Here is a 23,616-nt window from a genome sequence, read left to right on the forward strand (position 1 = left end):
GAATGCTGATTATTGGACCTCCCGGTTCGGGCAAGGGTACGCAGGCGGAAAGGATCTCGGAGCGCCTCGGCGTTGTTGCGATCTCCACCGGCGACATCTTCCGCGCCAATGTAAAGGGCGAAACGCCGCTTGGCATCGAAGCCAAGAAGTACATGGATGCGGGCGACTTTGTTCCGGACAGCGTCACCAACAAGATGGTGCGCGACCGCCTCAGCGAGGCCGACGTCGAAAGCGGCTTCCTGCTGGACGGCTACCCGCGCACCACAGCGCAGGTGGATTACCTCGACGAGATCCTCGCCAAGGGCGACGAGAAGCTCGACGTCGTCCTGCAGCTGACTGCCGACGATGAGGAGCTGGTGCACCGCCTCCTGGGCCGGGCCAAGGAAACGGGCCGGAGCGACGACAACGAAGCCGTCATCCGCCACCGCCTTGACCTGTACCACGAGCAGACCGAAGCCGTTGTGGCGAAGTATGCCGAGCGCGGCATCCTCACCCAGGTTGACGGCATCGGCCCGATCGATGAAGTGACCGACCGCGTGATGCAGGCCATCAAGGCGGCACAGGCGGCCTGATCCAGGCACTGATTTCCGAGGCTCCTCCCGGTACACGGGAGGAGCCTCAGCCATTTGAAAGGAACACACCATGGCCTTTGGCCAGCCCCGCATCGAATACAAGAACAACGCCCAGATGCGCACCATGCACGAGGCAGGACTGGTCCTAAGCCGTGCCCTGGACGCTGCTGTTGCCGCCGCGGTGCCCGGTGTGACCACCAAGCACCTCGACGACGTGTTCGCCGCCGTCCTGAACGAAGCCGGCGCGAAGTCCAACTTCCTCGGGTACCACGGCTTCCCGGCCACCATCTGCACGTCCGTCAATGACGAGGTGGTGCACGGCATCCCGGGCAGCCGCGTGTTGCAGGACGGCGACATCATCTCGATCGACGGCGGTGCCATCGTGGACGGCTGGCACTCCGATTCGGCGCGGAGCGTCATTGTGGGAACCGCCGACCCCGAGGACCAGCGGCTCTCGGACGTCACCAACGCTGCCATGTGGCGGGGAATCGCAGCGCTGGCCACCGGCACGCACGTGGGTGACATCGGCGCGGCCATCGACGACTACGTCTCCTCCGTTCCGGGAAAGCCGCTGGGCATCCTCGAGGACTACGTGGGCCACGGCATCGGCTCCGAAATGCACATGGCGCCGGACGTCCTGAACTACCGGACCAGCCACCGCGGGCCCAAGATCAAGCCCGGCCTGTGCCTCGCAATCGAGCCCATGCTGGTGCGCGGCGGCATTGAGACCGCCGTGCTGGAGGACGACTGGACCGTGGTGACCACCGACGGCAAGCGTTCCTGTCAGTGGGAGCATTCCGTGGCGGTCCATGAGAAGGGCATTTGGGTGCTTTCAGCGCCCGACGGCGGAGCGGAGCACCTTGTGCCGCTCGGCGTCACCCCCGTGCCCATCCCCTAGCCCATGTAGGTAGCAGTAGTTGTCGTTATGGCGCGCCAAAACGACAACTACTGCTACCCAGTTGGGGAAGGCCCTCTTAGTCTTCCGCATGGCCGTCCGGCACCCACCGCAGCAGGTCGCCGGGCTGGCACTCCAGCACCTCGCACAGGGCCTCGAGCGTGGTGAACCGCACCGCCTTGGCCCGCCCGTTCTTGAGTACCGCCAGGTTCGCCGGCGTGATTCCCACGCGCTCGGCGAGCACGCCGACAGGCATCTTCCGTTTGGCCAGCGCCACATCGATATCCACGATGATCGCCATCAGATCACCTCGTCCAGCTCGGAGCGCAGGTGCTTGGCCTCGGCATCACGGGCCACCGCCTGCGCCAGCAGCGTCCGGAGCACCAGCACGAGCAGTGCCACACCGGCGATCATGAGCGAGGCGCCGCAGATCAGCAGGACGACGCCCGGCGCCACCTCTCCCGGGGCCAGCAGCACGGCGATCCCGAACATCAGCAGCGACGCCACCGCAATGGCACCGAAGATGACGTCAACGTAGCGGAACGCGCCGTGGGAGAAGACCGTTCCCTTCCGCACCATGGTCAGCAGCCGCCAGACGCACACTGCCGTGACCTGGACGCAGACGATGCCCAGGACCACAATCGCCAGCAGCGCGATGCGCGGGCCGGTGGGTGCGCCCGCCTCCGCCATGTCGACGGACAGCAGCGGCACCATCCATACCTGCACGAACAGTGAACCGGCGAGGACCAGCGCTATAACAATGCGCAGCGCCAGGACCGTTAGCTTTCCCATGAACTTCTCCTTTATCGGGCAACAGTCGGATTCTATCGATATTCAATAGGTTAAACAATGCGGCGCTGCCGCGGCTGGGCGCTCGGGCGGTGCGGGGCAGAATGGGCGCATGGGATCTCTCACTGATGTGCCCGGTATCCGGGTTGGCCATGTTCAACGGAACGACGCCGGCTGGCTCGCCGGGGTGACGGTGGTCCTGCCGCCGCCGGGCACTGTGGGCTCAGTTGATGTCCAGGGCGGCGGGCCGGCCACGCACGAGACCGATGCGCTGGATCCCACCAGCCTTGTCAGTGTTGTGGATGCCGTGGTGCTGACCGGCGGCAGCGCCTACGGCCTCGCTTCCGTCGGCGGCGTCCAGCGGTGGTGCGAGGAAAACGGCAGAGGCTTCGCCGTGCCCGGGGGAGTGGTTCCCATCGTCCCGGCGGCAGCGATTTTCGACCTGGGTCGGGGCGGTGACTTTTCCGCACGTCCGACGCCGGACATGGGGTACGCGGCGACGGCGGCGGCTGCGGGGGAGAAGGAAGGGCACGACGTCGGGCGCGGCAACGTGGGTGCCGGCACCGGGGCGCTTCTGGGCAGGACCTACAAGGGTGGCGTAGGCACGGCGTCCGTCACCCTCGACAGTGGAGTTGTGGTTGCGGCGTTAGCAGTCGTTAATGCCTTGGGACTTCCGATAGTTAACCCCGGTCCGGTGGTTGAGCCTGCCGAAACCCTGGATTTCGACAAGCTCAATCACCGGGAGGGCAAGCTCGATCACCGGGAGGACAAGCTCAACGGTCCGGCGCCGCTGAACACCACCCTTGTTGTGGTCGCGACCAACGCCGTTCTGGACGTGGCGGAGTGCAAACGGACTGCCGGCGCGTCACATGCCGGGATTGCCCGGTCGCTTAATCCGTCCCATACCCTCGCTGATGGGGACACTGTCTTCTGCCTGGCAACCGGCGGCTTGGCACTCGACCGCAGCGACGAAACTGCCCGGCAGATCAGTCTCATCACGCTGCAAAGCGCGGCAGCCGACGTCGTCCGCTTGGCCATCCTGGACGGCGTGGCCAGCGCCGAACCCGTCAGCACTCCGGCCGGGGATTATGGTGTGTACGGTGCCGAGTAGGTTACTATTGCCGATTTAACTTTTACGGCGAGACAGAGTAGTGTTGTTTGTTGGTTGTCTGGACTGCCGCGCCCTCTTTGGGCCTGGAGCCGCAATCGATCCAACAAAAACGTTCGTGGCCATGCGCGGTGCAATCCGGCAGGGCTGCGGCAACAACAGTTAGCGGAGGGTATGGCCAAGAAGGACGGGGTCATTGAGATCGAAGGCGTTGTGACCGAGGCGCTGCCTAACGCGATGTTTCGCGTTGAGCTCACCAACAAGCACATCGTTCTGGCACACATCTCTGGAAAGATGCGTCAGCACTACATCAGGATCCTCCCCGAGGACCGCGTAGTGGTGGAGCTGAGCCCGTACGACCTCACCCGTGGTCGTATCGTCTACCGCTACAAGTAAATTGCTGGGCGGCTTCAGCGCGAGCTGACCGCCGCTCCAGTTGACCAACTGTTACACGCAAAGGAATGCCATGAAGGTCAAGCCGAGCGTCAAGCAGATCTGCGAAAAGTGCAAAGTGATCCGCCGTAATGGCCGGGTCATGGTGATCTGCGAGAACCCGCGCCACAAGCAGCGCCAGGGCTAATTCCCTTCATCGGGAAATCCTGGGTTGCTAACCCACGCAAGTAAATAAAGGCAGCACAAGCTGATCTGGGACGTATGGAGCCCGGGCAGCTAACCCCCGGTCGGAGGCTGGGGCCGCACAGAACGTGCGGGTGTACTGCCTACGACCTCCGGTTTATCAAGGAGTACTGCCACTATGGCTCGTCTCGCTGGCGTAGACATTCCCCGCGAAAAGCGGCTGGAAATTGCGCTTACTTACATCTACGGCGTGGGCAAGACCCGTGCACACGAAACCCTGGCTGCCACTGGCATCAGCGCTGACGTCCGCGTTAAGGACCTCACCGATGCCCAGCTGGTTGAGCTGCGTGACTACATTGAAGGCAACTACAAGGTTGAGGGTGACCTTCGCCGCGAAGTAGCAGCTGACATCCGCCGCAAGGTTGAAATCGGCAGCTACGAAGGCCTGCGCCACCGCAAGGGCCTGCCCGTACGCGGTCAGCGTACGAAGACCAACGCGCGTACCCGCAAGGGCCCGAAGCGTACCGTCGCCGGCAAGAAGAAGGCCCGTTAAAATCCCCGCCGGGATTAACGGAGCTTTCCCCAATAACTTTCTGTAGGAGAAAAAATGCCCCCGAAGACTCGTGGCGCGGTTCGCAAGCCGCGTAAGAAGGACAAGAAGAATATCGCGCTTGGCCAGGCGCACATCAAGAGCACGTTTAACAACACCATCGTTTCCATCACGGATCCGACCGGCGCTGTTATCTCTTGGGCTTCCTCAGGTGAGGTTGGCTTCAAGGGCTCGCGTAAGTCCACCCCGTTCGCTGCCCAGATGGCTGCTGAAGCCGCTGCCAAGCGTGCGCAGGAGCACGGCATGCGCAAGGTAGACGTTTTCGTCAAGGGTCCGGGTTCCGGACGCGAGACGGCAATCCGTTCGCTGCAGGCCGCTGGCCTCGAGGTTGGCTCCATCCAGGACGTCACCCCCGCAGCGCACAACGGCTGCCGCCCGCCGAAGCGCCGCCGCGTCTAAGGCTTTCCCGCCGCATGAGCTTGCCCGGACCGTCGATGGTCCGGGCAAGCCCAGCGCGTTAAGTCTTCAGACCGAATTTCCACCACCTGTGTTGCGTCATATAGCGGATGCTCGCCGAAAGGAAACCTAAGTGCTCATTGCACAGCGCCCCACCCTCTCCGAAGAGGTAGTCTCCGAAAACCGTTCGCGTTTCATCATTGAACCGCTGGAACCGGGCTTCGGCTACACCCTCGGAAACTCCCTCCGCCGTACCCTGCTCTCCTCCATCCCCGGTGCTGCCGTAACCAGCATCCGGATCGATGGCGTGCTGCACGAGTTCACCACGGTTCCGGGTGTCAAGGAAGATGTCACTGAGATCATCCTGAACATCAAGAGCCTCTCGGTTTCCTCCGAGCACGACGAGCCGGTTGTCGCTTACCTGCGCAAGCAGGGCCCCGGAGTCGTCACCGCCGCGGACATCGCTCCGCCGGCCGGCGTCGAATTCCACAACCCGGATCTGCACATTGCCACGCTGAACTCGAAGGGCAAGTTCGAACTCGAACTGACCATCGAGCGCGGCCGCGGCTACGTTTCGGCAGCTCAGAACAAGTCCGGCGACGCAGAGATCGGCCGTATCCCGGTCGACTCCATCTACTCGCCGGTGCTGAAGGTTACTTTCCGCGTGGAAGCAACCCGTGTTGAGCAGCGCACCGACTTCGACAAGCTGATTGTCGACGTCGAGACCAAGCAGGCCATCGCCCCGCGCGATGCCGTCGCTTCCGCAGGCACCACCCTGGTGGAACTGTTCGGTCTGGCCCGTGAGCTGAACACCGCAGCTGAAGGTATCGAGATCGGCCCGTCGCCCACCGACGCTGCCCTGGCAGCCGACATGGCACTGCCGATCGAGGATCTGGACCTCACCGTCCGTTCCTACAACTGCCTCAAGCGTGAGGGCATCCACACCGTGGGTGAACTCGTTGCACGCTCCGAGGCTGACCTGATGGACATCCGCAACTTTGGTGCAAAGTCCATTGACGAGGTCAAGGCAAAGCTGGTTGAACTGGGCCTGTCCCTCAAGGACTCGCCTCCCGGTTTTGACCTCGCAGCACGCGCCGCAGCAATCGAAGAGGACGACGCCGCCTTCGGCGACGACGAACTCTAAACCAGACCTTGGCCGGCGGGCTGCACCATGGTGTGCGGTCCACGGCTTCCACATGAGGAGAAACAATTATGCCTACCCCCACTAAGGGTCCGCGCCTCGGAGGCGGCCCGGCTCACGAGCGCCTCATGCTCGCGAACCTGGCAGCATCCCTGTTCGAGCACAAGCGGATCACCACCACGGTGACCAAGGCCAAGCGCCTGAAGCCGTACGCAGAGCGACTGGTGACCTTCGCCAAGCGCGGCGACCTGGCTTCCCGCCGCCGCGTCCTGGGCCTGATCAGCAACAAGGGCGTCGTCCACGAGCTGTTCACCGACATTGCCCAGGCAGTGGAGAACCGCGACGGCGGCTACACCCGCATCACCAAGATCGGCAACCGCAAGGGCGACAACGCTCCCATGGCTGTCATCGAACTGGTTCTCGAGCCGGTTTCCGCCAAGCAGGCTGTAGTCGCCGAGGCTACCCAGGCTGCTGCCAAGGCTGCTCCGGCTGCCGAGGAAGCTCCCGAGGCCGAGGTAGCCGAGACCGAAGCTGCTGAGGCTCCCGCCGGCGAAGAAACTGCGACTGAAGAAGCTGCCACCGAAGAGGCTCCGGCCGCTGAGGAAGCTGCTGAAGCTCCCGCTGCCGAGGAAAAGGACGCGAAGTAATTCGCTGATTTTCTTCGCATAGACTTAAGTCTATGAACGACCAAAAACCCGCGGCCCCCGTTTTGGGGGGCGGCGGGTTTTTGCGTGTCCGGCTTGATGTGTCCTACGACGGCGGCCCCTTCAGCGGGTGGGCACTGCAGCCGGGCCTGCGGACAGTCCAGGGCGTCCTGGAGGAAGCGCTGCAGCTCCTGGTCCGCCGCCCCGTCCGCGTCACCGTTGCCGGGCGGACCGACGCCGGCGTGCACGCACGCGGGCAGGTGGTCCACCTGGACCTCACCGAAGCCGAGTGGCTGGGACTTCCGCGCGGGCACGAACTCGATCCCGCCGTCGCCATGCTCCGCAGGATCCGCGGGGCACTGAGCCGTATCCTCGGCGACCTCACCGGGGCCGTCGAGGTGCACCGGATCTCGCTGGCACCTCCCGGCTTCGACGCCCGCTTCTCGGCCCTCTGGCGGCGCTACAGCTACCGGATCGCCGACGGCCCCGCCCTCTGGGACCCGCTGGGCCGCTACTCCACCCTGTGGCACAAGAACCCGCTGGATGTTGACCTGCTCAACAAAGGTGCCTCCAAGCTGCTGGGGCTCCAGAACTTCCTGGCTTTCTGCAAGCCGCGGGAGGGGGCCACCACCATCCGCGAGCTGCAGCGCTTTGAGTTCACGCGTGCGGAGGACGGCGTCATCGTCGCCATCGTGCAGGCCGACGCGTTCTGCCACAACATGGTGCGCGCCCTCATCGGCTCGGCCCTGTACGTGGGGGAGGGCGTGGTGGAACCGGGCTGGCTGCATGAGCGGCTGCTGGCGAAGAAGCGCGACGCGAAGTCCGTGCTCGCCGCGCCGCATCCGCTGGTCCTGGAGGAAGTGGCCTACCCGTCCGACGACGAACTGCTGGCCCGCGCCGAGCTGACAAGGGCGCTGCGGGAGACGTAGTCCCGGTGGTTGGGTTTCGACAGGCTCAACCACCGGTGGTTGAGCCTGTCGAAACCTAGAACGACGGCGGGGGCTCGTCCGCGGGCAGGGTCAGGGTGAAGGTGCTGCCTTCGCCGTGGCCGCTTTGGCACGTGATGGTGCCGCCGTGCCGTTCCACGATCAGCTTGGTGATGGACAGCCCCAGCCCGGCACCGGAGATGGCCGCTTTGCGGGCGGCCTCGGTGCGGTAGAACCGCTTGAACACCCGGGCGGCGTCCTCGCTGGTCATTCCCATCCCCGTGTCGCTGACGCTCAGCTGGATCCAGTCGTTGCCGGTGCTGGCACTGATGCTGACCTTCCCGCCGTCGGGGGAATACTTGATGGCGTTGGACACCAGGTTGTCCAGCGCCTGCCCGATCCTCAGCGGATCGGCGTAGGCCCAGAGAGGGGATGGAACGTCCGCGGTGAGCTCGATGTGCGCCCGCTCGGCCTGTGCCTGTGCGGAGCCCACGCTCGTTTCCACGAGGCCCGCCAGGTCCGTCCGTTTCGGGTGGACGTTCAGGGCAGCTGATGCTGACGCCGTCAGGTCGGAAACCAGCGCCAGCAGTCGTTCCGAATTCCGCTGCACCACCATCAGCCGCCGGGCCACGTGCGGCGGGAGGTCCGCCGCGTCGTCGAGCACCATGTCCACGTTGCCGATGATCGAATTCAGCGGGCTTCGGAATTCGTGGGAAACGTTGGACACCAGTTCCTCATTCGCGGCCAGCGCCTCCACCAGGCCGGTCACGTCACTGAACACGACGACGGCGCCGCTGGGGCTGCCGTCATCGCCGGCGAGCTGCCGGGCGGCAGTGGAGATGGCCCGCTGGTCGGTGCCCTCGCCGATCCAGATGAGGTAGTCAGCAAAGGACTCGCCGTGCACGGCCCGCCTGACGGGGCGCTTGTCCTCGGGCAGGGCGGTCTGTTTGTCCAGGGCGAAGATGGCCTGCTGTGCTTCGTCGCGGTCCTCCGGTCCGCTGGCGATCTCCCGGAACCGGCGTTGCCGGTCGTTGATCAGGAGATGGTTCCCGTCGGCATCGACGGCGACGATGCCGACGTCGGTGGCGTCCAGTACCGTCTGCAGCAGCTTTTCCCGTTCCCGGCTTTCGCCCAGCAGCTTCCGGAGCTCCCGGTCCTTTTCCGCCAGCTCCCGCTGCTGCATGCGCAGATGGACACTCGCAAACCTGATGGCCAGCGACACGGAGAGCATCATGAGCGGGAAGAGGAACACGGTGGTGATGTCCGAGGCCGTGAGGTTGGGAATTTTTCCGGCCACGGACGGGAGCATGATGAAAAACGGGCCCGCGAAGCTGAGGACCAGGCTGCTGCGGGTCAGCATTCCGGAGGCCGAGAGCCAGATCACCGGGAAGACCGCCAGGACTGCAAGGCCGGGGAGCAGGGGCGCTGCCCCGTTGCGCAGCAGGCCGATCGCCACGAAGTCCAGGATGGGGATCAGCAGGTACGGGCGGTGCGCCAGCCGCTCCCACGGGACCAGGAAGCACGCCAGGAACAGGACGCCATGCAGAACGATGCCACCCATGTACAGCGGACTTTGCAGAAGCGTAGGCCAGGCGAACGGCGTGGCTATTGCCAGGCCAGCCACCAGCAGCGTCAGTGGCAGCTGGCATAACGCCACCTGTGAGCGGGTCCCCAATCCCCGGAAAAAGCGCAGCGGTCCACGCCGCATCAGGGTTTCAGCCATAAACGCCGCTCGAACCTTTCGACGTCGCGTTCAGGCGGGAGGCGGCATGTGCCGCTGAATTCCTGCAGGTCGCCATTGTGCACATCCTTTCCAGCCCCAAATGTACATGCCTTGTCATAATTATTGACTTTTCAAATGCAAGCTTCAAAGAGATGTAATCAGCCCGGGTTACTTGTAGCGTATAAATGGTTGGAGCAGATATGGCATTGGCGCTGGGCTAATGGGGGGCCGTATCCGCCTGGCTCAGGGATAGTAATGGACGACGATCTTGGTGTGGCTGTAGTCATCGAAGATGACGCTGACGTGCGGAACCTCCTCGAAGGGGTTCTCAGCCAGGCGGGCTTCGAGGTCCATACAGCGGTTGACGGGCGGGCCGGGGTTGAAGTGGTCCGCAGCAAGCAGGCCAACGTGGTGACGTTGGACATCGGCCTGCCTGACATTGACGGGTTCGAAGTACTTCGGCGGATCCGCCACTTCAGCAATGCCTATGTGGTGATGCTGACGGGCAGGACCGAAGAGCCGGACCTGCTCTCCGCCCTGAATGCGGGGGCGGACGACTACATCGCCAAGCCCTTCAGGCCCCGGGAACTGCGGGCACGGGTTGCCGCGATGATGCGCAGGCCGCGCCACGAAGTCAGCGCACAAAAGCCGGCGGCCGGCACGTGGCCACCTGCCCAGGCAGCTGCCGTGCCGCGCCAGCACGATTCCGCCGTCCTGCAGCACAACGGCCTGCTCCTGAACCACCGGACGCGGACCGTGGAAGTGCAGGGCCAGCCGCTGACGCTCACCCGCAGCGAGTTCGACCTGCTTCACGTCCTGCTGAGGGGCGGCGGAGCGGTGTGCACGCGGGCTGACCTGGTTAGGGCGGTGCGCGGGGAGTTCTATGACCAGGACACCTACATCAGCGACGCGGATGAACGCGCCGTCGAAGTGCACATCGGCAACCTGCGGCGGAAGCTAAAGGAGGACCAGGTGTCCCCGCGGTGGCTGCAGACGGTCCGGGGGGTGGGCTACCGGCTGGCACCCAGCCGGCCACTTGAGCGGTAGGCCGTATCAGTCGTTTTCGAGGATGTAGCTGGACTGAAGCTCGGAGATGGTCAGGCCGCCGTCCTCGGCCACCCGCTCCATCAGCACCTGACCCTGGCCGAAGTCGCCGAGGCGGATCACGGCTTCGAGGAGCTCGGCCAGCTTGGCAAGCCGCAGCCCGCCCACCATGGCCGAGGTGATCTTCAGGCTGATGACGGCGTCAAGGGCTGCGTCGCCGTCCCGGTTGTCCACGGCTGCTGCAAGGCGGGCATACCGTTGGTCCCACATGGCCGCGTAGTCCCGGGCAAAGCGCTGGGCCAGGCCCGAGCCGGCCAGCTCGTCCTCCAGCTCGTCCAGGACGGCGGCGTCAACGAGCGGCAAGAGCCCGGCCGCTTCCTGTGGGGATGCGGCGAGGCCGGCTGGCATGATCCCGGGCTCGAAGGCCGCAGGTGCCGCCTCGTCGCTGGTGCCGGGATCTGGACTGTGCATTGTTCAAGGCTACTTCCTGAATTTCCTGGATTGTGCTGTTTGGGGTGATCCTTTGGAAAGCTTGAGCGATCCTTCAGCCGGACCTGGCCTTATTGGCCACTGAACGTCATCACGGTATTAACAACTGCCGGTCCCAGAATTGCGATGAAGAGAACCGGAAAGATAAAGAACAACAGCGGAAACAGGATCATGACGGGCAGTTTCATGGCTTTTTCTTCAGCACGTTGGCGCCGCTTGACCCGCATCACCTTCGCCTGGACCCGCAGCACCCGGCTGATGGCGATGCCGTACGTGTCTGCCTGGACCACCGCCTGGACAAAGCTGCGCAGCTCGGGGATGTTGGTCCTTTCGGCCAGTGCGATGTACGACTCGCGCCGGCTGCGGCCCACCTGCATGTCCTGCAGCGTGCGCACCAGTTCCTCGGCCAGCGGTCCCTTGCCGTTCTCACCAGCCCTGGCCATGGCGCCTTCGAAACCGAGGCCGGCCTCGACGGAGATCAGCATCTGGTCAAGGGTGTTGGCCAGTTCCAGCTGGATGACCTTCTGGCGCTCCAGGCCCTTGCTGTAGAGCAGGAGGTCCGGGATGAAGTAGCCCAGGAACAGCACGAAGAGCCCGGCCAGCTTCATGAGCGGGGTACTGCCGATGGCGGTCAGGTAGAAGCCCAGCACGGCGCCCGTGAGCCCGAGGGCAAGCTTTGAGCCCAGGACTTTGCCCAGCGGCATGGACGCCGGCCGGCCTGCGAGGGAGAGCAGGCGGTCCAGGAACGCCACGTACGCCGGGGGAGTGAGGCGCCGGCCCACACCCTCCAGCAGCCCCGGCTTTCCGGCGGAGGCAACAGCGATCGGCGCGGCACCGCGGGACAGGAGATCGTTGACGGCGAGCCGGCCCTGCCGGTCCACCGTGAGCACGGACCAGGCCAGCCCGGCCAGGGGAGCACACACCAGCAGGATGGACAGAAGCACAATCAGGTTCATGGCGTCCTCAGAACTTCAGGTCGATGATCTTGCGCATCCACAGCGCGCCGATGGTCATGAGGACAAAGGACGCTCCGATCATGGCCCAGCCCAGGGGATGGGTGAACATGGAGTTCATGTAGCTGGGGCTCACGGACAGGAGCATGGCCACGATGCCGAACGGCATGGCGATGAGGATGTAGGCCGAGAACTTGCCTTCCGCCGCCAGTGCCTTGATGTGGCCCTTGATTTCGGCGCGCTCGCGGATGGTTTCGTTGACCTGGTCCAGGACGTCCGCCAGGTTGCCGCCCACTTCGCGGTTGATCTGGATGGCTTGGGAGATCCAGACAAAGTCCTCGTTCTTCATCCGATCGGCGGTGTCATTGAGCGCTGCCAGGAGGTCTCGGCCCAGGCTGGTTTCGGTGATGACCCGGCGCATCTCCTCGGATGTCGGTTTTTGCGATTCGGTGGCGGCGGCGTCGACCGCCCTGAGGATACTGTGGCCGGCGCGCAAACCGCCGGAGAGCAGCTGCAGGGTGTCGCCGAGCTGGCCGTCGAACGCCGCCCGGCGTTTCCCAGCCAGGAATCCGAGGACGAGTTTCCCGACGAAAGGCGCCAGCAGTGCCAGGAGCAGCCCCACCAGCGGTCCCACCGTGACAGTACCCACCAGCATTCCGATGCCGGCGCCGATGCCCACCAGCAGGAAGAACTCGGCCTGGCTCAGGCGAAGCCCGGCGTCCTCCAGTTCGGCGCGGGCGAACAGCTTCACGTTGCGTCCGGCCAGGGGCCGTTCGAAGGAGCGGACGGCGGAGAGCGCCAGCCGGGAGATCGAGGAGGGCGGCTCGGCTTCAAACGGACGACGGCGGTCCAGCGGCACCGAGGGGGCGCCCGGTAGGATCACCGCGACGCCCAGCAGGCACACGGCCACCAGCAGGATGACAGCTCCGGCAGCGAGAATCACGGCGGTACCTATCTTCCGGTCTTGTTTTGGGCAGCGGGAGGTTGTCCCGTCAGGGCCTGCGGTCCGGCGAAGACACCCGGCGAGACGTGGATGCCCAGGTCCTCGAACCGGTCGATGAACCGTGGCCTGATGCCGGTGGCAACGGGCTTGCCGAGGAACCGGCCATGGGCGTCCACTCCGGCGGAGTAGTCGAAGACGAACGCGTCCTGGAGGGTCACGATGTCTCCTTCCATTCCCTGTACTTCGGTGACGTGGGTGATGCGCCGGGAACCGTCCCGCAGGCGCGAAATCTGGACGATGAGGTTGACGGCGGACGCGATCTGCTCCCGGATGGCGCGCAGCGGCAGGTCCATGCCGGCCATGAGCACCAGGGTTTCGAGCCTGGCCACGGCGTCGCGGGGCGAGTTGGAGTGCACGGTGGAGAGGGACCCGTCGTGGCCGGTGTTCATGGCCTGCAGCATGTCCAGCGATTCGCCGCCGCGGACCTCGCCCACCACAATCCGGTCGGGGCGCATGCGCAACGAGTTACGGAGCAGTTCGCGGATGGTCACCTCGCCCTTGCCCTCGGTGTTCGGCGGCCTGCTTTCGAGGCGGACCACGTGCTGCTGCTGGATCTGCAGTTCCACGGCGTCCTCGATGGTGACAATCCGCTCGTCCGCGGGAAGGAAGGAGGACAGGACATTGAGGAGGGTGGTTTTACCCGTACCCGTGCCGCCGGACACGATGATGTTGAGCTTGGCTTTGACGCAGGCGTTCAGCAGCTCCGCCATTTCCGGCGTCAGCGTTCCAAAGTCGATCAGGTTGCGGACCGTCAGGGGGACCTTGCTGAATTTACGGATGGTCAGCGAGGACCCGCCAACCGCCAGCGGCGGGATGACGGCGTTGACGCGGGAGCCGTCCTCAAGGCGGGCGTCCACCAGCGGGGAGGACTCGTCGATGCGGCGGCCCACTTTCGACACGATGCGTTCGATGACCTTGCGCAGGTGTTCCTCGGAGCTAAACCGGGACTCCGTGAGCGTGAGCTTGCCCTTGCGCTCCACGTAGATCTGGTCCATCCGGTTGACCATGATTTCGGTGACGGCAGGATCGTCCAGCAGGCGCTGAAGCGGGCCGTAGCCCAGGACGTCGTCGGCAACGTCCCGCACCAGGCGGGTCCGTTCCTCGGGCGTAAGGGGGACCTGTTCTGCGTCGATGATGCGCGACAGTTCCTCCTTGGCGGTGGCGCGGAGTTCCTGCTCGGTGACCGCAGCGTCGTTAAAGCGGGTGCCCATCCGTTCGAAAAGGGCGGTGGCCGCCCGGAGCTTCATGGCGGCGAAGACGTCCACGCCAGGTGCCTTGGGCACCTGCTGAGTGCCGCCGTCGTGCGTTGGAATCACGACGGCGGCAGGCTCGGGAAGGTGCCCCTCCGCCGTCGGGCGCGGGGAGGGGATGGATGCGGCGGCGGTGCGGGGCCGCTCAAGCACGGCCGTGGCCGCGCCGGACGGCTGGTTGCGGTCCTGGACGGCGCTGATGCGTTCAGAGAGTTTCATCAGATGACCACCCTTCGGTGAAGCTTGCGCTGGGTCTGGGTACGCCACGCCGGGTTGAAGCGCTCCACCAGCTGGCGGAGGCTTTTGACGGCGGGGTCCTTCTTCGATTCCTGGAGGACGGGGATGCCCCGGTTGGTGGAGAGGGCCACGGCGCGGGAACGGGGGACGCTGACGTCCACGGGCGCGCCGATGGTGGACTCGACGTCCTGGACGCTGAGGCCGGCCTTGGCGTCGGCCATGTTCAGGACCACGTGGCGGGATTCGGGCATGATGTCCAGCTGTCGGAGGACGTCCAGGCCGCCCCGGAGGCCGCGAAGGCTGGGGATGTCCATAGCGCTGACCCATACCACGTCCGTGCACTGCTCCATCGCGGCGAGGCCGATTTCGGGCATGCCGGGGGCGGTGTCCAGGACCACGTACTGGAATTCCTGGGCCAGCTGCTCGAGCAGGCGGGTGATCTGTTCCGGGGTGATGTGGTCCGCGTCCACCGGGTTGGGCGGCGCGCACAGGGCGTAGATTCCGGCCGGGTGCACCGTGAGGAAGGCCTTGAGGACCAGGGAGTCCTGGCTGGCCGCGGGGGTGACGGCGTCCGTGACCGTGTGCTCTGGGTTGAGGTAGAGGCCGGAGGCGACGTCGCCGAACTGCAGGTCCAGGTCCACGATCACCACGCTCATGGGCGCGATCTGGCCCAGGCCGATGGCGATGTTGGTGGCGAGGGTGGTCTTGCCCACGCCGCCCTTGGGGGAGAAGACGCCGATCACCAGGCCCTTGCCGTTGGTCTCACCTTGCGCTTCCGGAGTGCGGTGGCGGGTGGCGAAGGACTGGCAGGCGCGTTCGAGGAGTACCCGGATTTCCGCGGCGTCGGCGTTGGGGCTGAGGATGTCCCGGATGCCGGCGCGCATGGCGTGGAGGAGAAAGGACGGGTCCACGTCGCTGACCAGCACCAGGCTGAGGCCGGGGAGCTGGACGTCGAAGACCTTGGCGAACCGGAGCGCCTCCTCGTAGGGGACGTCCGGGCCGATGATCAGGACTTCGGGCTGCTCCTGGTTGAGGAGGGCGAAGAGTTCGGCGGGGCCGGCAGGGAGGATGTCCGAGGCGATGGTCTGCACGGTGCCGCGGAGGCCGTGCGCGACGGCGGCGCGCAGCTTCTGGTCGAAGTCGCCGTTGGGGGAGAGGAGGACGAAGCGGCTCACTTGTACACCACTTCCTTGCGCTCGATGCGCGGGCCGTTGTCCTGGGCGTCCAGGGGTTCCTTGGTGAGCCAGAGCTCGCCGTTGATGGAGGTGAAGATGATCTTGCCGGCGTCGATGTCCGTGACGGCGACCGTGAGCATCAGTGATCCTTCCGGGAGGGTGGTGTCTGCGGGGTCCGAACCGTCGGCCGGCTTCTCGGCGCTCGCGGCCTGCGGGGCCCGCTGCACGGCGGTGACCAGGACTTTGCGGAGCGTGAGCTGGGTAGTGGCGTCCTCGGCTTTCGCTTTGTAGGCGCCGTTCCCGAAGTTTAGGGAGATACCCACGTGGTCGCCCACGTTGATCCGGCCGCCCACCACGCGCTGGGGTTCCAGCTGGAAGGAGACTTCCTGCAGCCCGGCGGGGACCTTCGCCACGCCTTCTGTCTTGACCTCTTCAGGTGCCACGAGCCGTTCGGCCAGGAGCTGTTCGCCGGGGACGAGGTCCACGGTGCTGACGGTGCCGGCCTTGTTGTCCAGGGTGCTGAGGGCGGTGTCCGACTTCCCGGCGGCCGGGACCTTCTCGATGACCAGCGATGCTGCCATGTCGTTGACCGGGGTGCCGGCGGGGATGGCGGTCTTGACCACCAGGACGTCAACCGGTTCCGTGGTGGCCAGGGCGCGCTGGTCCGCGCCGTTGGCGTAGAAGATGATGAGGAGGGCTCCCACGAGCGCCAAAGCGACCGCGGCCGTTCCGGCGAGCAGGCGAGACTTCACTGTGTTACTCCGTGGTTTGGGATGTTTGGTCAGAGGGTGAGGCGGGCGATGGTGGCGCCGTAGGCGTCCACGGGGCCGAGGGTGTAGCCGTCGGCGAGGGAAACGTACTTGACGAATTTGCCGATGATGCCGCGGCACTCACCTTTGCATTCGGTCGCAACGGTGACGCCCGTCGTCGTCGACTTTTCACTGCGGAACTCATACGGCAGACCGGTGCCGCCGCTGAACTTCCAGCCGGTGACTTCGAAAGCTGCGAAGGACAGCATTCCGTAGACGGCGCCCGCCCCGGTTCCCGTGACTTTGTTGAAGACGGGCAGGAGGACGATGACCTTCCGGCCTGCCGTGATTTCGCTGGCCCAGCGGTTGAGTTCGGTGGAGCAGTTGCCCGGGGCGTTGTTGCCGGGGTCGCTGCCGCCCTCGCTTACGGCGAGGTCGATGGTGCCGCCGCAGACGCCGGGATCCTGGACCAACCAGCCGAAGCCGCCTTGGACAGCAGCCCCGGACGGGCCATAGTTGCAGTCAATGTTCTGGTTCTTGCCGTGCTCCTGGAGGAGCTGGAGGGAGCCGCCGATGTTGTCCTTGACCTGGCAGATGGAGAACGCCAGGGGGAATGCGGTGCGGCCGGCCTTGGGGCTGCCCCAGGCGGCTTTGGACCGGGCGCCGACTTCCTTGGTGGGGATGCCGAGGACGTCCGCTAAGAAGAGGGAGACAGAGTTGTCTTGTCCGCCCGTTTCCTTGGCGCTGGTGGTGACCGAAACCGTGCGGGCTATTTTATCCAGCTGGATGCCGTGCACCTTGCTCATGCCGTCCAGTGCGTTCTGGTTGGCGAGGCTTGTGGCCAGCGTTGACGTCGTCGAACAGTTTGTGTCGGTGGCGTCGCGGGCGCATTTCTGCGCCAGTGCGATGGCCGAGGCGTCCGCGCCGCTTTGCAGCTGCGCGCGCTCGGAGTAGATGACCCCGACGTCGACGGCGATCGCCACGAAGCCGAGGAGGGTCACCAGGAGGATGGCAACGATGACTGAGACGGCGCCGCGTTCGTTTGTTGCTTGGTCGCTGGTCAGCCGCCGCACAGCATGACCCCCTTGCCCGTCATCGGGAACGGGCCCGCGATGCCGGTGATGGTGGACAGGTTGTAGTTGATGGTGAGCGTTACCTGGTTTCCGGTGCTGCACGCGTTGGTGCTGAGCGTGATGTCAGTGGTGGGAATGCTGGTGCTGACCGATGCTGCTGCGTTTTTCGCCGCATTCTTGGCGCCGGTTGGATCGTTGGCGATGGCCATGACCCGGACGCCGTCGCGGGCTGCGTTGGTGAGGGTGATCTGGGCGTTGTAGGCTCGCCCGAATTCGATGGTTCCCAGTACCAGCATCAAGAGGAGGGGCAACAGGAGTGCGAATTCGACGGCGGCTGCACCGCGTTCCGAATTGTGCTGCACCTGCTGCACCTCCTCTTGAGTGACTCGTGTTTTGGGCGTTGCTGTGTGATGTGGTGCGGTTCCGATATGGGGGGCCGGAACCGAACAGGGTTGTTAGTTGGCGGGAGCGGCAGCTGGCGTGGTGGCAGCGGGAGGGGTCAGCACGTCGGTGTTGACATCAGTGAAGAGGTTGAGAAGAGTATCGCCGAGGGTGCTGACGGCGATAATGATGACGACGGCGATAAGCGCGACCATGATGCCGTATTCGACGGCCGTAGCGCCCTTTTCTTCGGTGCGGAGGCGTGCCACAAGGTTGGTGTAAAGAGAAAGCATTTGAGACTCCTGTGCGAGACGGATGGCTGGTCCTGCACCAGCACTGATACGAAATTAGCAACGAGAAATGGACAAAATCGGTATCTTGGGGCATCCTGCGCAAAGGCTTTCCCGGCTGTATCTTTCCTGCGTTTTCACTTGGTGTTTGCTGCGCTAACGCTGGGATTTGTAGTTCCGAGGGCACATAAGAGGACCCCCTCGGTTCTGGGTGCCGAGGGGGTCCGGTCTATGGGGCGCTTGGGTGCGCGCTGGGGTTTGGCCTAAAACAGCGTGTTCATGATGTTGATGACTGCTGGACCCAGAAGAACGATGAAGAGCACCGGGAAGATGAACAACAGCAGCGGGAACAGGACCTTAACGGGAAGCTTCATGGCTTTCTCTTCAGCCCGTTGCCGACGCTTCACCCTCGATTGCTTTGCTTGCGTCCGGAGGACTTTGGCCAGGCCAATTCCATACTTGTCCGCCTGAACCACCGCTCGGACGAAGCTGCGTAGTTCTGATACTGAGGAACGGTCCGCCATGGCCTGATAAGCCTCTTGGCGCGGACGTCCCACCTGCATATCCTGCAGAGTGCGGGTGAGCTCCTGCGCCAGCGGGCCTTCGCCGTACTGACCCGCGCGAGCCATGGCTGCTTCAAATCCAAGCCCCGCTTCTACGGAAATGAGCATCTGGTCCAGGGTATTGGGTAATTCCAGCTGAATAGCCTCTTGCCGCTTGATCCCCTTGTTGTAGACAAGGAGATCCGGTAGGAAGTACCCCAGCCCCGTGATCAGCAAACCAATTCCGACGCTCTGAGGCGTTGGGGAACTCCTAAATACGAAGATCGCAAGTACGGCGCCGGCCAAGGCAAGGATGGGCTTGCCGATGATCAGCTTCTCCAAAGGCATGGAAACCGGGCGTCCAGCCAAAGCAAGCCACCGGTCCAGCTTTGCTTCGTAGCTGCCTGGAGTGAGCCGTTTGGCCATACCCAGCATGGCGGGAGGACGAGCCGTCGCCGTCGTTCCACTGTGAGTGAAGCCCTGTCCCAAGTTGGTTTGAATGGCTAAGGCACCCCTCCGATCCAACGTGGCCAGGACCCAAACGAAATAGGTGAGAGGAAGAACCACGGCGGCGATGATGAGCCAGGCTGTGGGTGTCATGACGATCCTCCTAGAACTTGATCTTGACAGTGCGGCTCATCCAGACGCCCCCGATGACAAACATGACGGCGCTAACGGCGATCATGATGTTGCCAAGAGGCTCCTCGATAAACACCCTCATATACGTAGGGTTGATAACCGAGAGCATGAGGGCGACTGCTACCGGCATACCCATGAGCACGATGGCTGACATCTTGCCCTCTGCGCTCAGTGAACGCACCTGGCCCTTGATCTCGCTGCGCTCGCGAATGGTTCCCGCGACTTGCTCGAGCACCTCCGCTAGATCGCCGCCGACTTCGCGATTGATCTGTATGGCTTGGCCGATCCAGCCAAAGTCCTCGCTGCCCATACGTTGCGCGGTTTCCTCCAAGGCTTGCCCCGGGTCCTTGCCTATGCGGGTCTCGTTGACAATTCGCAGGAGTTCTTCCGAGGTGGGCGCATCGGATTCCAAGCCAGCGGCTTCCAGGGAACGCATGATGCTGTGGCCTGCCCTCAGGCCACCAATCAGCATCTGGATGGTGTCTATGAGCTGGGCTTCGAATTTACCCCGGCGCTTATCGGTGCGAATGCTCAGAACCAGACGGGTAAGAAAGGGTGCCGCGGCCCCCAGGAAAATACCTATGACCGGGTTTGTGAACAGTGCGCCGAGGAAGCCAAGTAAAACGGACGCCACGGCCACAAGGACGGTGAAGTCCGCGGGCGTCATTTTCACACCTGCGTTGTAGAGGAGGTCCCGGTTAAAGGGACCGCCGGACTTACCGAGTGCCCGGTCGACGTTGTCGACCAGCGTCTGTGAAACCTTACTGAGGGACGAATTCTCGGGGCTGCTGCCTTTCGGACGTCTCCGGTCCAAGGGAATCGTGCCAGTTGTCGGTTTAAGGACGACAAAGAACAGGATGACCAGTGCGCCAAAGCACGCGAGTACTGCCACCCCGATGAGCAGGGGACTTTCCACAGCTACCGCCTCCCGAGAGGGGCCATGTCGACACCGAACACGGCAGGTGAGACGCCAATTCCAAGCTCCGCGAAACGGTCCAGGAACCTGGGCCTGATACCGGTCGGAATTGGCTTGCCCAGGAATCGGCCCTGGGGGTCCATTCCTGCTGAGTAGTCGAATAGAAAGACGTCCTGGAGGGTGACGATATCGCCTTCCATGCCTTGGACTTCGGTCACGTGGGTTACGCGACGGCTTCCGTCTCGGAGCCTGGTGACTTGGACAATGAGGTCCACGGCTGACGACACCTGTTCGCGAATTGCCCGAAGCGGAAGGTCCATCCCGGCCATGAGTACCAGGGTCTCCAGCCTTGCGATAGCGTCCCTCGGAGAATTCGCGTGCACCGTGGACAGCGACCCATCATGGCCCGTGTTCATGGCTTGCAGCATGTCCAACGACTCACCACCTCGGACTTCGCCCACAATGATGCGGTCCGGCCTCATGCGGAGCGAATTTCGCACCAGGTCCCGAATTCCGATCGCGCCTTTGCCTTCAATATTCGGCGGGCGGCTTTCGAGTCGCACCACGTGGTCCTGCTGCAGCTGGAGCTCAACCGCGTCCTCGATGGTGACGATGCGGTCGTCTTCTGGAATGAAGGAGGACAACACGTTCAACAGCGTGGTCTTGCCGGTGCCAGTACCACCAGAAACGATGATGTTGAGCCGTGCCCTGACACAGGCACTAAGGAGTTCAGCCATATCGACCGTTAGGGAACCCCACTCGATGAGATTCCGTACGGTGAGCGGGACATGGCTGAACTTACGGATAGTGAGCGATGGGCCGTTCACAGCGAGTGGAGGAATGATCGCATTGACCCTCGACCCGTCTGCTAGGCGGGCGTCTACCAGGGGCGAAGATTCATCAATCCTGCGGCCCACCTTGGAGACAATTCGTTCGATGACTTTTCTCAGGTGGTCGTCGGAGCTGAATTGGGACCCCGTCAAAGTCAGATGGCCACCACGCTCGACATAAATTTGGTCAAAACGGTTAACCATGATCTCCGTTACTGACGGATCTTCGAGGAGCCGCTGCAAGGGCCCGAAACCCATGACCTCGTCGGCAATTTCACGGATGAGCCGCCGTCGTTCTTCGGGGGAGAGGGGTACCTGTTCTTCATCAATGACGGCCGAAAGTTCCTCCACTGCCGACGTGCGCAGTTCCTCTTCGGAAGACGAGGAATCTCCGAACCGGGTTCCCATCCTTTCGAAAAGTGCGAGCGCAGCCCGCTGTTTCAATCCTGCGAGCGCATCGACGACTGGGGCTGGCGGGGTGTAGGCTGCGCCAAGCTGCGAGGCAAGCGGCGTCCGTGACGGTGCCGCGGGTGTGTCTGCTACCCCGTGAAAGGAGGGCGACCTTTCCCCCGTGCTCGTTGTTTCAGCCGGCGTGACAACAGCTCCGCTGCTTTGCTTAGAAAGCCGATCTGAGAGTCTCACGATACAACCACCCTTCGATGGAGCTTATTTTGCGGGGACGACACCCATTGAGGATCAAAGCGGTCCACAAGACGCCTAAGGCCCTTAGCTGCTGAATCCCTGTTGCTGCTCTGCAGTACCGGAACCCCTCGATTAGTAGAGAACGGCAGCGTGCGGGAACGCGGAACAACTGCATCGATAGGGACCCCGATGGTTGCTTCTACGTCCTGGACAGACAGGCCGCTCTTGCGGTCTGCGAAGTTGAGGACTGTATGTCTTCCTTGTGGTACTAGTTGCAGCTCTTTCAGTACGCTGAAGCACTTGCGGAGGCCACGAACACTCGGGACGTCCATACCGCACACCCACACCCCGTCCGTTGCCTGTTCCAAGGTGGCAAGCACGTGTTCGCCCAGCCCCGGAGCAGTATCCACTACCACGTACTTGAACTCGCCAGCCAACTGATTGATCAGCCGGCTGACATGGTCCGCCGTGATGTAATCCGATTCAGCCGGCGTCCGTGGTGCGCAAAGGGCATAGATACCGGCAGGATGAACTGTCAAAAAAGCTTTCAACACCATGGAGTCCTGGGAGGCAGAGCCGTGGACCGCATCAGTTATGCAATGTTCTGGCTCTAAAAGAAGGCCGGAAGCCACGTCGCCAAACTGAAGGTCGAGATCCACGATGACTACACCCATAGGCGCTACCTTGCCGAGCCCAATAGCAAGGTTGGTCGCGACAGTCGTCTTGCCGACGCCCCCTTTCGGGGACATTACCGCTATGACGCGGCCCCTCTCCTGGCCCGATTCGGCCGCCGGCGCCATCCCTCTGCGCCGGCTGGCCGCTGCCAGGCATGCGCGCTCCAGAAGCACCCGGAGATCGTTGACCACGATCTCCGGAGTCACAACGTCCCTGATCCCGGCGTGCATGGCGCGGAGCACTAGGTCGGGGCTTGGCTCGGCAATGAGCAGCAGGCTGACTTCTGGATATTGAAGATCAAAAACAGTTGCAAGTTTTAGAGCGTCGTCCGGGGCAACGCCGGGGCCTAGGAGCAGGACCTCCGGCTGGGCGCCCGAGAGTTGCCTCAATACGTCTTCCGGTCCTCCTGCCAGGACCTCCGGAGAAAGCGTCTGTAGCTCGCCGTGCAGTGCACCAGTTATTGCTTGCCTGACTCGTCCTTCAAAATCGCGGACTGCAGTGATGGCAACGAAACGGCTCATTAGTACAGCCCTCCAAAGGTTGTTACTGGGGGATCACTCTTGGTGCTGGTATCCGTCTGCTTTGCAAACCAAATCGTGCCAAACTCCGCCGCGTAAACCAGCTTTGCTGCGTCGGCATCCGTCCTTGCGACAGTGATGAACGCAGATCCGTTAGGCATCTCAACACTGCTTTCTGACGTTCCGGAATCATTAGCGCTGCCGGACGATTTGGTGTTTGCTGTAGCTTTTTGGACCGCAGTTACCAGGACATCGTGGAACAGTAGGCCTGTGGACTGAGTCCAGCCTCTTACTTCGGCGGGGACCGGAGCGTCCGCTGGCATGTTGCCTTCGGACTTGAAAGACGAATATATGGTGACGGTATCGCCCGCTTCGATGCGTCCGCCCAGAATGCGTTCTGGGGACAAGAGCAGGGTCACCTCCTCCAAACCACCCGGGACGGGAACGGTGCCTGGAACGAGTTCCCGGGGATCTACGAGCCTGGATGCAAGGAGTTGTTCCCCGGGTTCCAAGGTGACAGACGTAATTTTGCCCGTCTGCTCGCTTAGCCGTTCCAGTGCTCCTTCGGGAACTGCTGATTGAGGAACGGCCTCCAACTCGAAGTATCTGTTTAGGTCTTCTGCTTTAGTGCCGGCCGGCACACGTTCTTTCGCTACCAAAACATTCACGGGTTCTAGCTCTTGCGCTGCCCTGGCGTCAGCTCCCTGTACATAAACCACGAGTAGTACAGTTCCGATGATCGCGAGTACTAATGCTGCAATGCCTCCCAGTAGGCGTGATTTCACTTCGTCTGCTCCTTTTAGATGGGTTTTCGTCGAGTACAGATGACG

28 protein-coding genes are annotated in these 23,616 nt (G+C 63.4%); 11 read left to right on the plus strand and 17 right to left on the minus strand.

Annotated features, from left to right (window positions below; all coding sequences use genetic code 11):
* Nucleotides 1-2 precede the first annotated feature (2 nt).
* Nucleotides 3-572 carry an adenylate kinase gene (locus tag AC5RWA_RS03765; protein WP_176156829.1) on the plus strand — a complete coding sequence of 190 codons (570 nt, stop codon included), beginning with the start codon at nt 3-5 and terminating at the stop codon, nt 570-572.
* A gap of 70 nt (nt 573-642) precedes the next feature.
* Nucleotides 643-1,470, plus strand: a complete 828-nt coding sequence (map, locus tag AC5RWA_RS03770) for a type I methionyl aminopeptidase (RefSeq protein WP_494056596.1) — start codon at nt 643-645, stop codon at nt 1,468-1,470.
* Nucleotides 1,471-1,546: 76 nt separating this feature from the next.
* Here map and AC5RWA_RS03775 read toward each other — a convergent pair whose 3' ends face one another.
* The gene (locus AC5RWA_RS03775; RefSeq protein ID WP_494056597.1) at nt 1,547-1,768 is read right to left on the minus strand and encodes a helix-turn-helix domain-containing protein; all 222 of its coding nucleotides are present in this window, start codon (nt 1,766-1,768) and stop codon (nt 1,547-1,549) included.
* Nucleotides 1,768-2,259: a DUF2975 domain-containing protein gene (locus tag AC5RWA_RS03780; RefSeq protein ID WP_494056598.1), complete on the minus strand. Its 492-nt coding sequence runs from the start codon at nt 2,257-2,259 to the stop codon at nt 1,768-1,770. The genes AC5RWA_RS03775 and AC5RWA_RS03780 overlap by 1 nt, the downstream gene beginning before the upstream one ends.
* Before the next feature lie 109 nt (nt 2,260-2,368).
* On the opposite strand from AC5RWA_RS03780, the gene AC5RWA_RS03785 reads away from it, so the two are divergent.
* From AC5RWA_RS03785 to AC5RWA_RS03820, 8 genes are all read left to right on the plus strand, one after another.
* Nucleotides 2,369-3,367: a P1 family peptidase gene (locus AC5RWA_RS03785; protein WP_494056599.1), complete on the plus strand. Its 999-nt coding sequence runs from the start codon at nt 2,369-2,371 to the stop codon at nt 3,365-3,367.
* Nucleotides 3,368-3,538: 171 nt separating this feature from the next.
* Nucleotides 3,539-3,760 carry a translation initiation factor IF-1 gene (gene infA / locus AC5RWA_RS03790; protein WP_009358723.1) on the plus strand — a complete coding sequence of 74 codons (222 nt, stop codon included), beginning with the start codon at nt 3,539-3,541 and terminating at the stop codon, nt 3,758-3,760.
* A gap of 70 nt (nt 3,761-3,830) precedes the next feature.
* The gene (rpmJ, locus tag AC5RWA_RS03795; RefSeq protein WP_009358722.1) at nt 3,831-3,944 is read left to right on the plus strand and encodes a 50S ribosomal protein L36; all 114 of its coding nucleotides are present in this window, start codon (nt 3,831-3,833) and stop codon (nt 3,942-3,944) included.
* Between the two features lie 174 nt (nt 3,945-4,118).
* The gene (rpsM, locus tag AC5RWA_RS03800; RefSeq protein WP_003803743.1) at nt 4,119-4,493 is read left to right on the plus strand and encodes a 30S ribosomal protein S13; all 375 of its coding nucleotides are present in this window, start codon (nt 4,119-4,121) and stop codon (nt 4,491-4,493) included.
* A 54-nt stretch (nt 4,494-4,547) separates the two neighbouring features.
* The gene (gene rpsK / locus AC5RWA_RS03805) at nt 4,548-4,949 is read left to right on the plus strand and encodes a 30S ribosomal protein S11 (RefSeq protein ID WP_009358720.1); all 402 of its coding nucleotides are present in this window, start codon (nt 4,548-4,550) and stop codon (nt 4,947-4,949) included.
* A 130-nt stretch (nt 4,950-5,079) separates the two neighbouring features.
* Complete coding sequence (locus AC5RWA_RS03810) at nt 5,080-6,090, plus strand: DNA-directed RNA polymerase subunit alpha (RefSeq protein WP_013601812.1); 1,011 nt, start codon at nt 5,080-5,082, stop codon at nt 6,088-6,090.
* Between the two features lie 68 nt (nt 6,091-6,158).
* Complete coding sequence (gene rplQ / locus AC5RWA_RS03815; RefSeq protein ID WP_494056600.1) at nt 6,159-6,734, plus strand: 50S ribosomal protein L17; 576 nt, start codon at nt 6,159-6,161, stop codon at nt 6,732-6,734.
* Between the two features lie 32 nt (nt 6,735-6,766).
* Nucleotides 6,767-7,660 carry a tRNA pseudouridine synthase A gene (locus AC5RWA_RS03820; RefSeq protein WP_494056601.1) on the plus strand — a complete coding sequence of 298 codons (894 nt, stop codon included), beginning with the start codon at nt 6,767-6,769 and terminating at the stop codon, nt 7,658-7,660.
* Nucleotides 7,661-7,715: 55 nt separating this feature from the next.
* Here AC5RWA_RS03820 and AC5RWA_RS03825 read toward each other — a convergent pair whose 3' ends face one another.
* Nucleotides 7,716-9,380: a sensor histidine kinase gene (locus AC5RWA_RS03825; RefSeq protein WP_494056602.1), complete on the minus strand. Its 1,665-nt coding sequence runs from the start codon at nt 9,378-9,380 to the stop codon at nt 7,716-7,718.
* Between the two features lie 255 nt (nt 9,381-9,635).
* Between AC5RWA_RS03825 and AC5RWA_RS03830 the strand changes: the two genes are divergently transcribed.
* Nucleotides 9,636-10,427: a response regulator transcription factor gene (locus AC5RWA_RS03830; RefSeq protein WP_275731393.1), complete on the plus strand. Its 792-nt coding sequence runs from the start codon at nt 9,636-9,638 to the stop codon at nt 10,425-10,427.
* Nucleotides 10,428-10,433: 6 nt separating this feature from the next.
* Here the strand turns inward: AC5RWA_RS03830 and AC5RWA_RS03835 are convergent, their stop codons facing one another.
* From AC5RWA_RS03835 to cpaB (AC5RWA_RS03900), 14 genes are all read right to left on the minus strand, one after another.
* Nucleotides 10,434-10,895 (minus strand): Hpt domain-containing protein, encoded by a 462-nt coding sequence (locus AC5RWA_RS03835; protein ID WP_494056603.1) that lies wholly within the window; start codon nt 10,893-10,895, stop codon nt 10,434-10,436.
* An 89-nt stretch (nt 10,896-10,984) separates the two neighbouring features.
* Nucleotides 10,985-11,869, minus strand: coding sequence for a type II secretion system F family protein (locus AC5RWA_RS03840; RefSeq protein WP_494056604.1), 885 nt, complete (start codon nt 11,867-11,869; stop codon nt 10,985-10,987).
* A gap of 7 nt (nt 11,870-11,876) precedes the next feature.
* The gene (locus AC5RWA_RS03845; RefSeq protein WP_494056605.1) at nt 11,877-12,809 is read right to left on the minus strand and encodes a type II secretion system F family protein; all 933 of its coding nucleotides are present in this window, start codon (nt 12,807-12,809) and stop codon (nt 11,877-11,879) included.
* A gap of 8 nt (nt 12,810-12,817) precedes the next feature.
* Nucleotides 12,818-14,338: a TadA family conjugal transfer-associated ATPase gene (locus AC5RWA_RS03850; protein WP_494056606.1), complete on the minus strand. Its 1,521-nt coding sequence runs from the start codon at nt 14,336-14,338 to the stop codon at nt 12,818-12,820.
* Complete coding sequence (locus tag AC5RWA_RS03855) at nt 14,338-15,531, minus strand: CpaE/TadZ family protein (RefSeq protein ID WP_494056607.1); 1,194 nt, start codon at nt 15,529-15,531, stop codon at nt 14,338-14,340. The genes AC5RWA_RS03850 and AC5RWA_RS03855 overlap by 1 nt, the downstream gene beginning before the upstream one ends.
* Nucleotides 15,528-16,283 (minus strand): Flp pilus assembly protein CpaB, encoded by a 756-nt coding sequence (gene cpaB, locus AC5RWA_RS03860; RefSeq protein ID WP_494056608.1) that lies wholly within the window; start codon nt 16,281-16,283, stop codon nt 15,528-15,530. Before cpaB (AC5RWA_RS03860) ends, AC5RWA_RS03855 begins: the two co-directional genes overlap by 4 nt.
* 29 nt (nt 16,284-16,312) lie before the next feature.
* Nucleotides 16,313-17,353, minus strand: coding sequence for a pilus assembly protein TadG-related protein (locus AC5RWA_RS03865; protein WP_494056609.1), 1,041 nt, complete (start codon nt 17,351-17,353; stop codon nt 16,313-16,315).
* A complete protein-coding gene (locus AC5RWA_RS03870; protein ID WP_494056610.1) occupies nt 17,341-17,715 on the minus strand; it encodes a TadE/TadG family type IV pilus assembly protein in 375 nt (124 codons plus the stop codon). Before AC5RWA_RS03870 ends, AC5RWA_RS03865 begins: the two co-directional genes overlap by 13 nt.
* 93 nt (nt 17,716-17,808) lie before the next feature.
* Nucleotides 17,809-18,027 carry a Flp family type IVb pilin gene (locus AC5RWA_RS03875; protein ID WP_494056611.1) on the minus strand — a complete coding sequence of 73 codons (219 nt, stop codon included), beginning with the start codon at nt 18,025-18,027 and terminating at the stop codon, nt 17,809-17,811.
* A 260-nt stretch (nt 18,028-18,287) separates the two neighbouring features.
* A complete protein-coding gene (locus AC5RWA_RS03880) occupies nt 18,288-19,166 on the minus strand; it encodes a type II secretion system F family protein (RefSeq protein ID WP_494056612.1) in 879 nt (292 codons plus the stop codon).
* A gap of 10 nt (nt 19,167-19,176) precedes the next feature.
* Nucleotides 19,177-20,121, minus strand: coding sequence for a type II secretion system F family protein (locus AC5RWA_RS03885; protein ID WP_494056613.1), 945 nt, complete (start codon nt 20,119-20,121; stop codon nt 19,177-19,179).
* 2 nt (nt 20,122-20,123) lie between these two features.
* The gene (locus tag AC5RWA_RS03890) at nt 20,124-21,593 is read right to left on the minus strand and encodes a TadA family conjugal transfer-associated ATPase (RefSeq protein WP_494056614.1); all 1,470 of its coding nucleotides are present in this window, start codon (nt 21,591-21,593) and stop codon (nt 20,124-20,126) included.
* Nucleotides 21,590-22,789 carry a CpaE/TadZ family protein gene (locus tag AC5RWA_RS03895; RefSeq protein WP_400513861.1) on the minus strand — a complete coding sequence of 400 codons (1,200 nt, stop codon included), beginning with the start codon at nt 22,787-22,789 and terminating at the stop codon, nt 21,590-21,592. The genes AC5RWA_RS03890 and AC5RWA_RS03895 overlap by 4 nt, the downstream gene beginning before the upstream one ends.
* Nucleotides 22,789-23,571 carry a Flp pilus assembly protein CpaB gene (gene cpaB, locus AC5RWA_RS03900; RefSeq protein ID WP_494056615.1) on the minus strand — a complete coding sequence of 261 codons (783 nt, stop codon included), beginning with the start codon at nt 23,569-23,571 and terminating at the stop codon, nt 22,789-22,791. Before cpaB (AC5RWA_RS03900) ends, AC5RWA_RS03895 begins: the two co-directional genes overlap by 1 nt.
* Nucleotides 23,572-23,616: the final 45 nt, after the last annotated feature.

The organism is Arthrobacter sp. 210 2 (assembly GCF_059093025.1).

Bases quoted from the DNA above. Each gene is read 5' to 3' on its own strand.
- AC5RWA_RS03765 (WP_176156829.1), top strand. From the start codon at position 3: ATGCTGATTATTGGACCTCCCGGTTCGGGCAAGGGTACGCAGGCGGAA.
- map (WP_494056596.1), top strand. From the start codon at position 643: ATGGCCTTTGGCCAGCCCCGCATCGAATACAAGAACAACGCCCAGATG.
- AC5RWA_RS03775 (WP_494056597.1), bottom strand. From the start codon at position 1,768: ATGGCGATCATCGTGGATATCGATGTGGCGCTGGCCAAACGGAAGATG.
- AC5RWA_RS03780 (WP_494056598.1), bottom strand. From the start codon at position 2,259: ATGGGAAAGCTAACGGTCCTGGCGCTGCGCATTGTTATAGCGCTGGTC.
- AC5RWA_RS03785 (WP_494056599.1), top strand. From the start codon at position 2,369: ATGGGATCTCTCACTGATGTGCCCGGTATCCGGGTTGGCCATGTTCAA.
- infA (WP_009358723.1), top strand. From the start codon at position 3,539: ATGGCCAAGAAGGACGGGGTCATTGAGATCGAAGGCGTTGTGACCGAG.
- rpmJ (WP_009358722.1), top strand. From the start codon at position 3,831: ATGAAGGTCAAGCCGAGCGTCAAGCAGATCTGCGAAAAGTGCAAAGTG.
- rpsM (WP_003803743.1), top strand. From the start codon at position 4,119: ATGGCTCGTCTCGCTGGCGTAGACATTCCCCGCGAAAAGCGGCTGGAA.
- rpsK (WP_009358720.1), top strand. From the start codon at position 4,548: ATGCCCCCGAAGACTCGTGGCGCGGTTCGCAAGCCGCGTAAGAAGGAC.
- rplQ (WP_494056600.1), top strand. From the start codon at position 6,159: ATGCCTACCCCCACTAAGGGTCCGCGCCTCGGAGGCGGCCCGGCTCAC.
- AC5RWA_RS03820 (WP_494056601.1), top strand. From the start codon at position 6,767: ATGAACGACCAAAAACCCGCGGCCCCCGTTTTGGGGGGCGGCGGGTTT.
- AC5RWA_RS03825 (WP_494056602.1), bottom strand. From the start codon at position 9,380: ATGGCTGAAACCCTGATGCGGCGTGGACCGCTGCGCTTTTTCCGGGGA.
- AC5RWA_RS03830 (WP_275731393.1), top strand. From the start codon at position 9,636: ATGGACGACGATCTTGGTGTGGCTGTAGTCATCGAAGATGACGCTGAC.
- AC5RWA_RS03835 (WP_494056603.1), bottom strand. From the start codon at position 10,895: ATGCACAGTCCAGATCCCGGCACCAGCGACGAGGCGGCACCTGCGGCC.
- AC5RWA_RS03840 (WP_494056604.1), bottom strand. From the start codon at position 11,869: ATGAACCTGATTGTGCTTCTGTCCATCCTGCTGGTGTGTGCTCCCCTG.
- AC5RWA_RS03850 (WP_494056606.1), bottom strand. From the start codon at position 14,338: ATGAAACTCTCTGAACGCATCAGCGCCGTCCAGGACCGCAACCAGCCG.
- AC5RWA_RS03875 (WP_494056611.1), bottom strand. From the start codon at position 18,027: ATGCTTTCTCTTTACACCAACCTTGTGGCACGCCTCCGCACCGAAGAA.
- AC5RWA_RS03880 (WP_494056612.1), bottom strand. From the start codon at position 19,166: ATGACACCCACAGCCTGGCTCATCATCGCCGCCGTGGTTCTTCCTCTC.
- AC5RWA_RS03895 (WP_400513861.1), bottom strand. From the start codon at position 22,789: ATGAGCCGTTTCGTTGCCATCACTGCAGTCCGCGATTTTGAAGGACGA.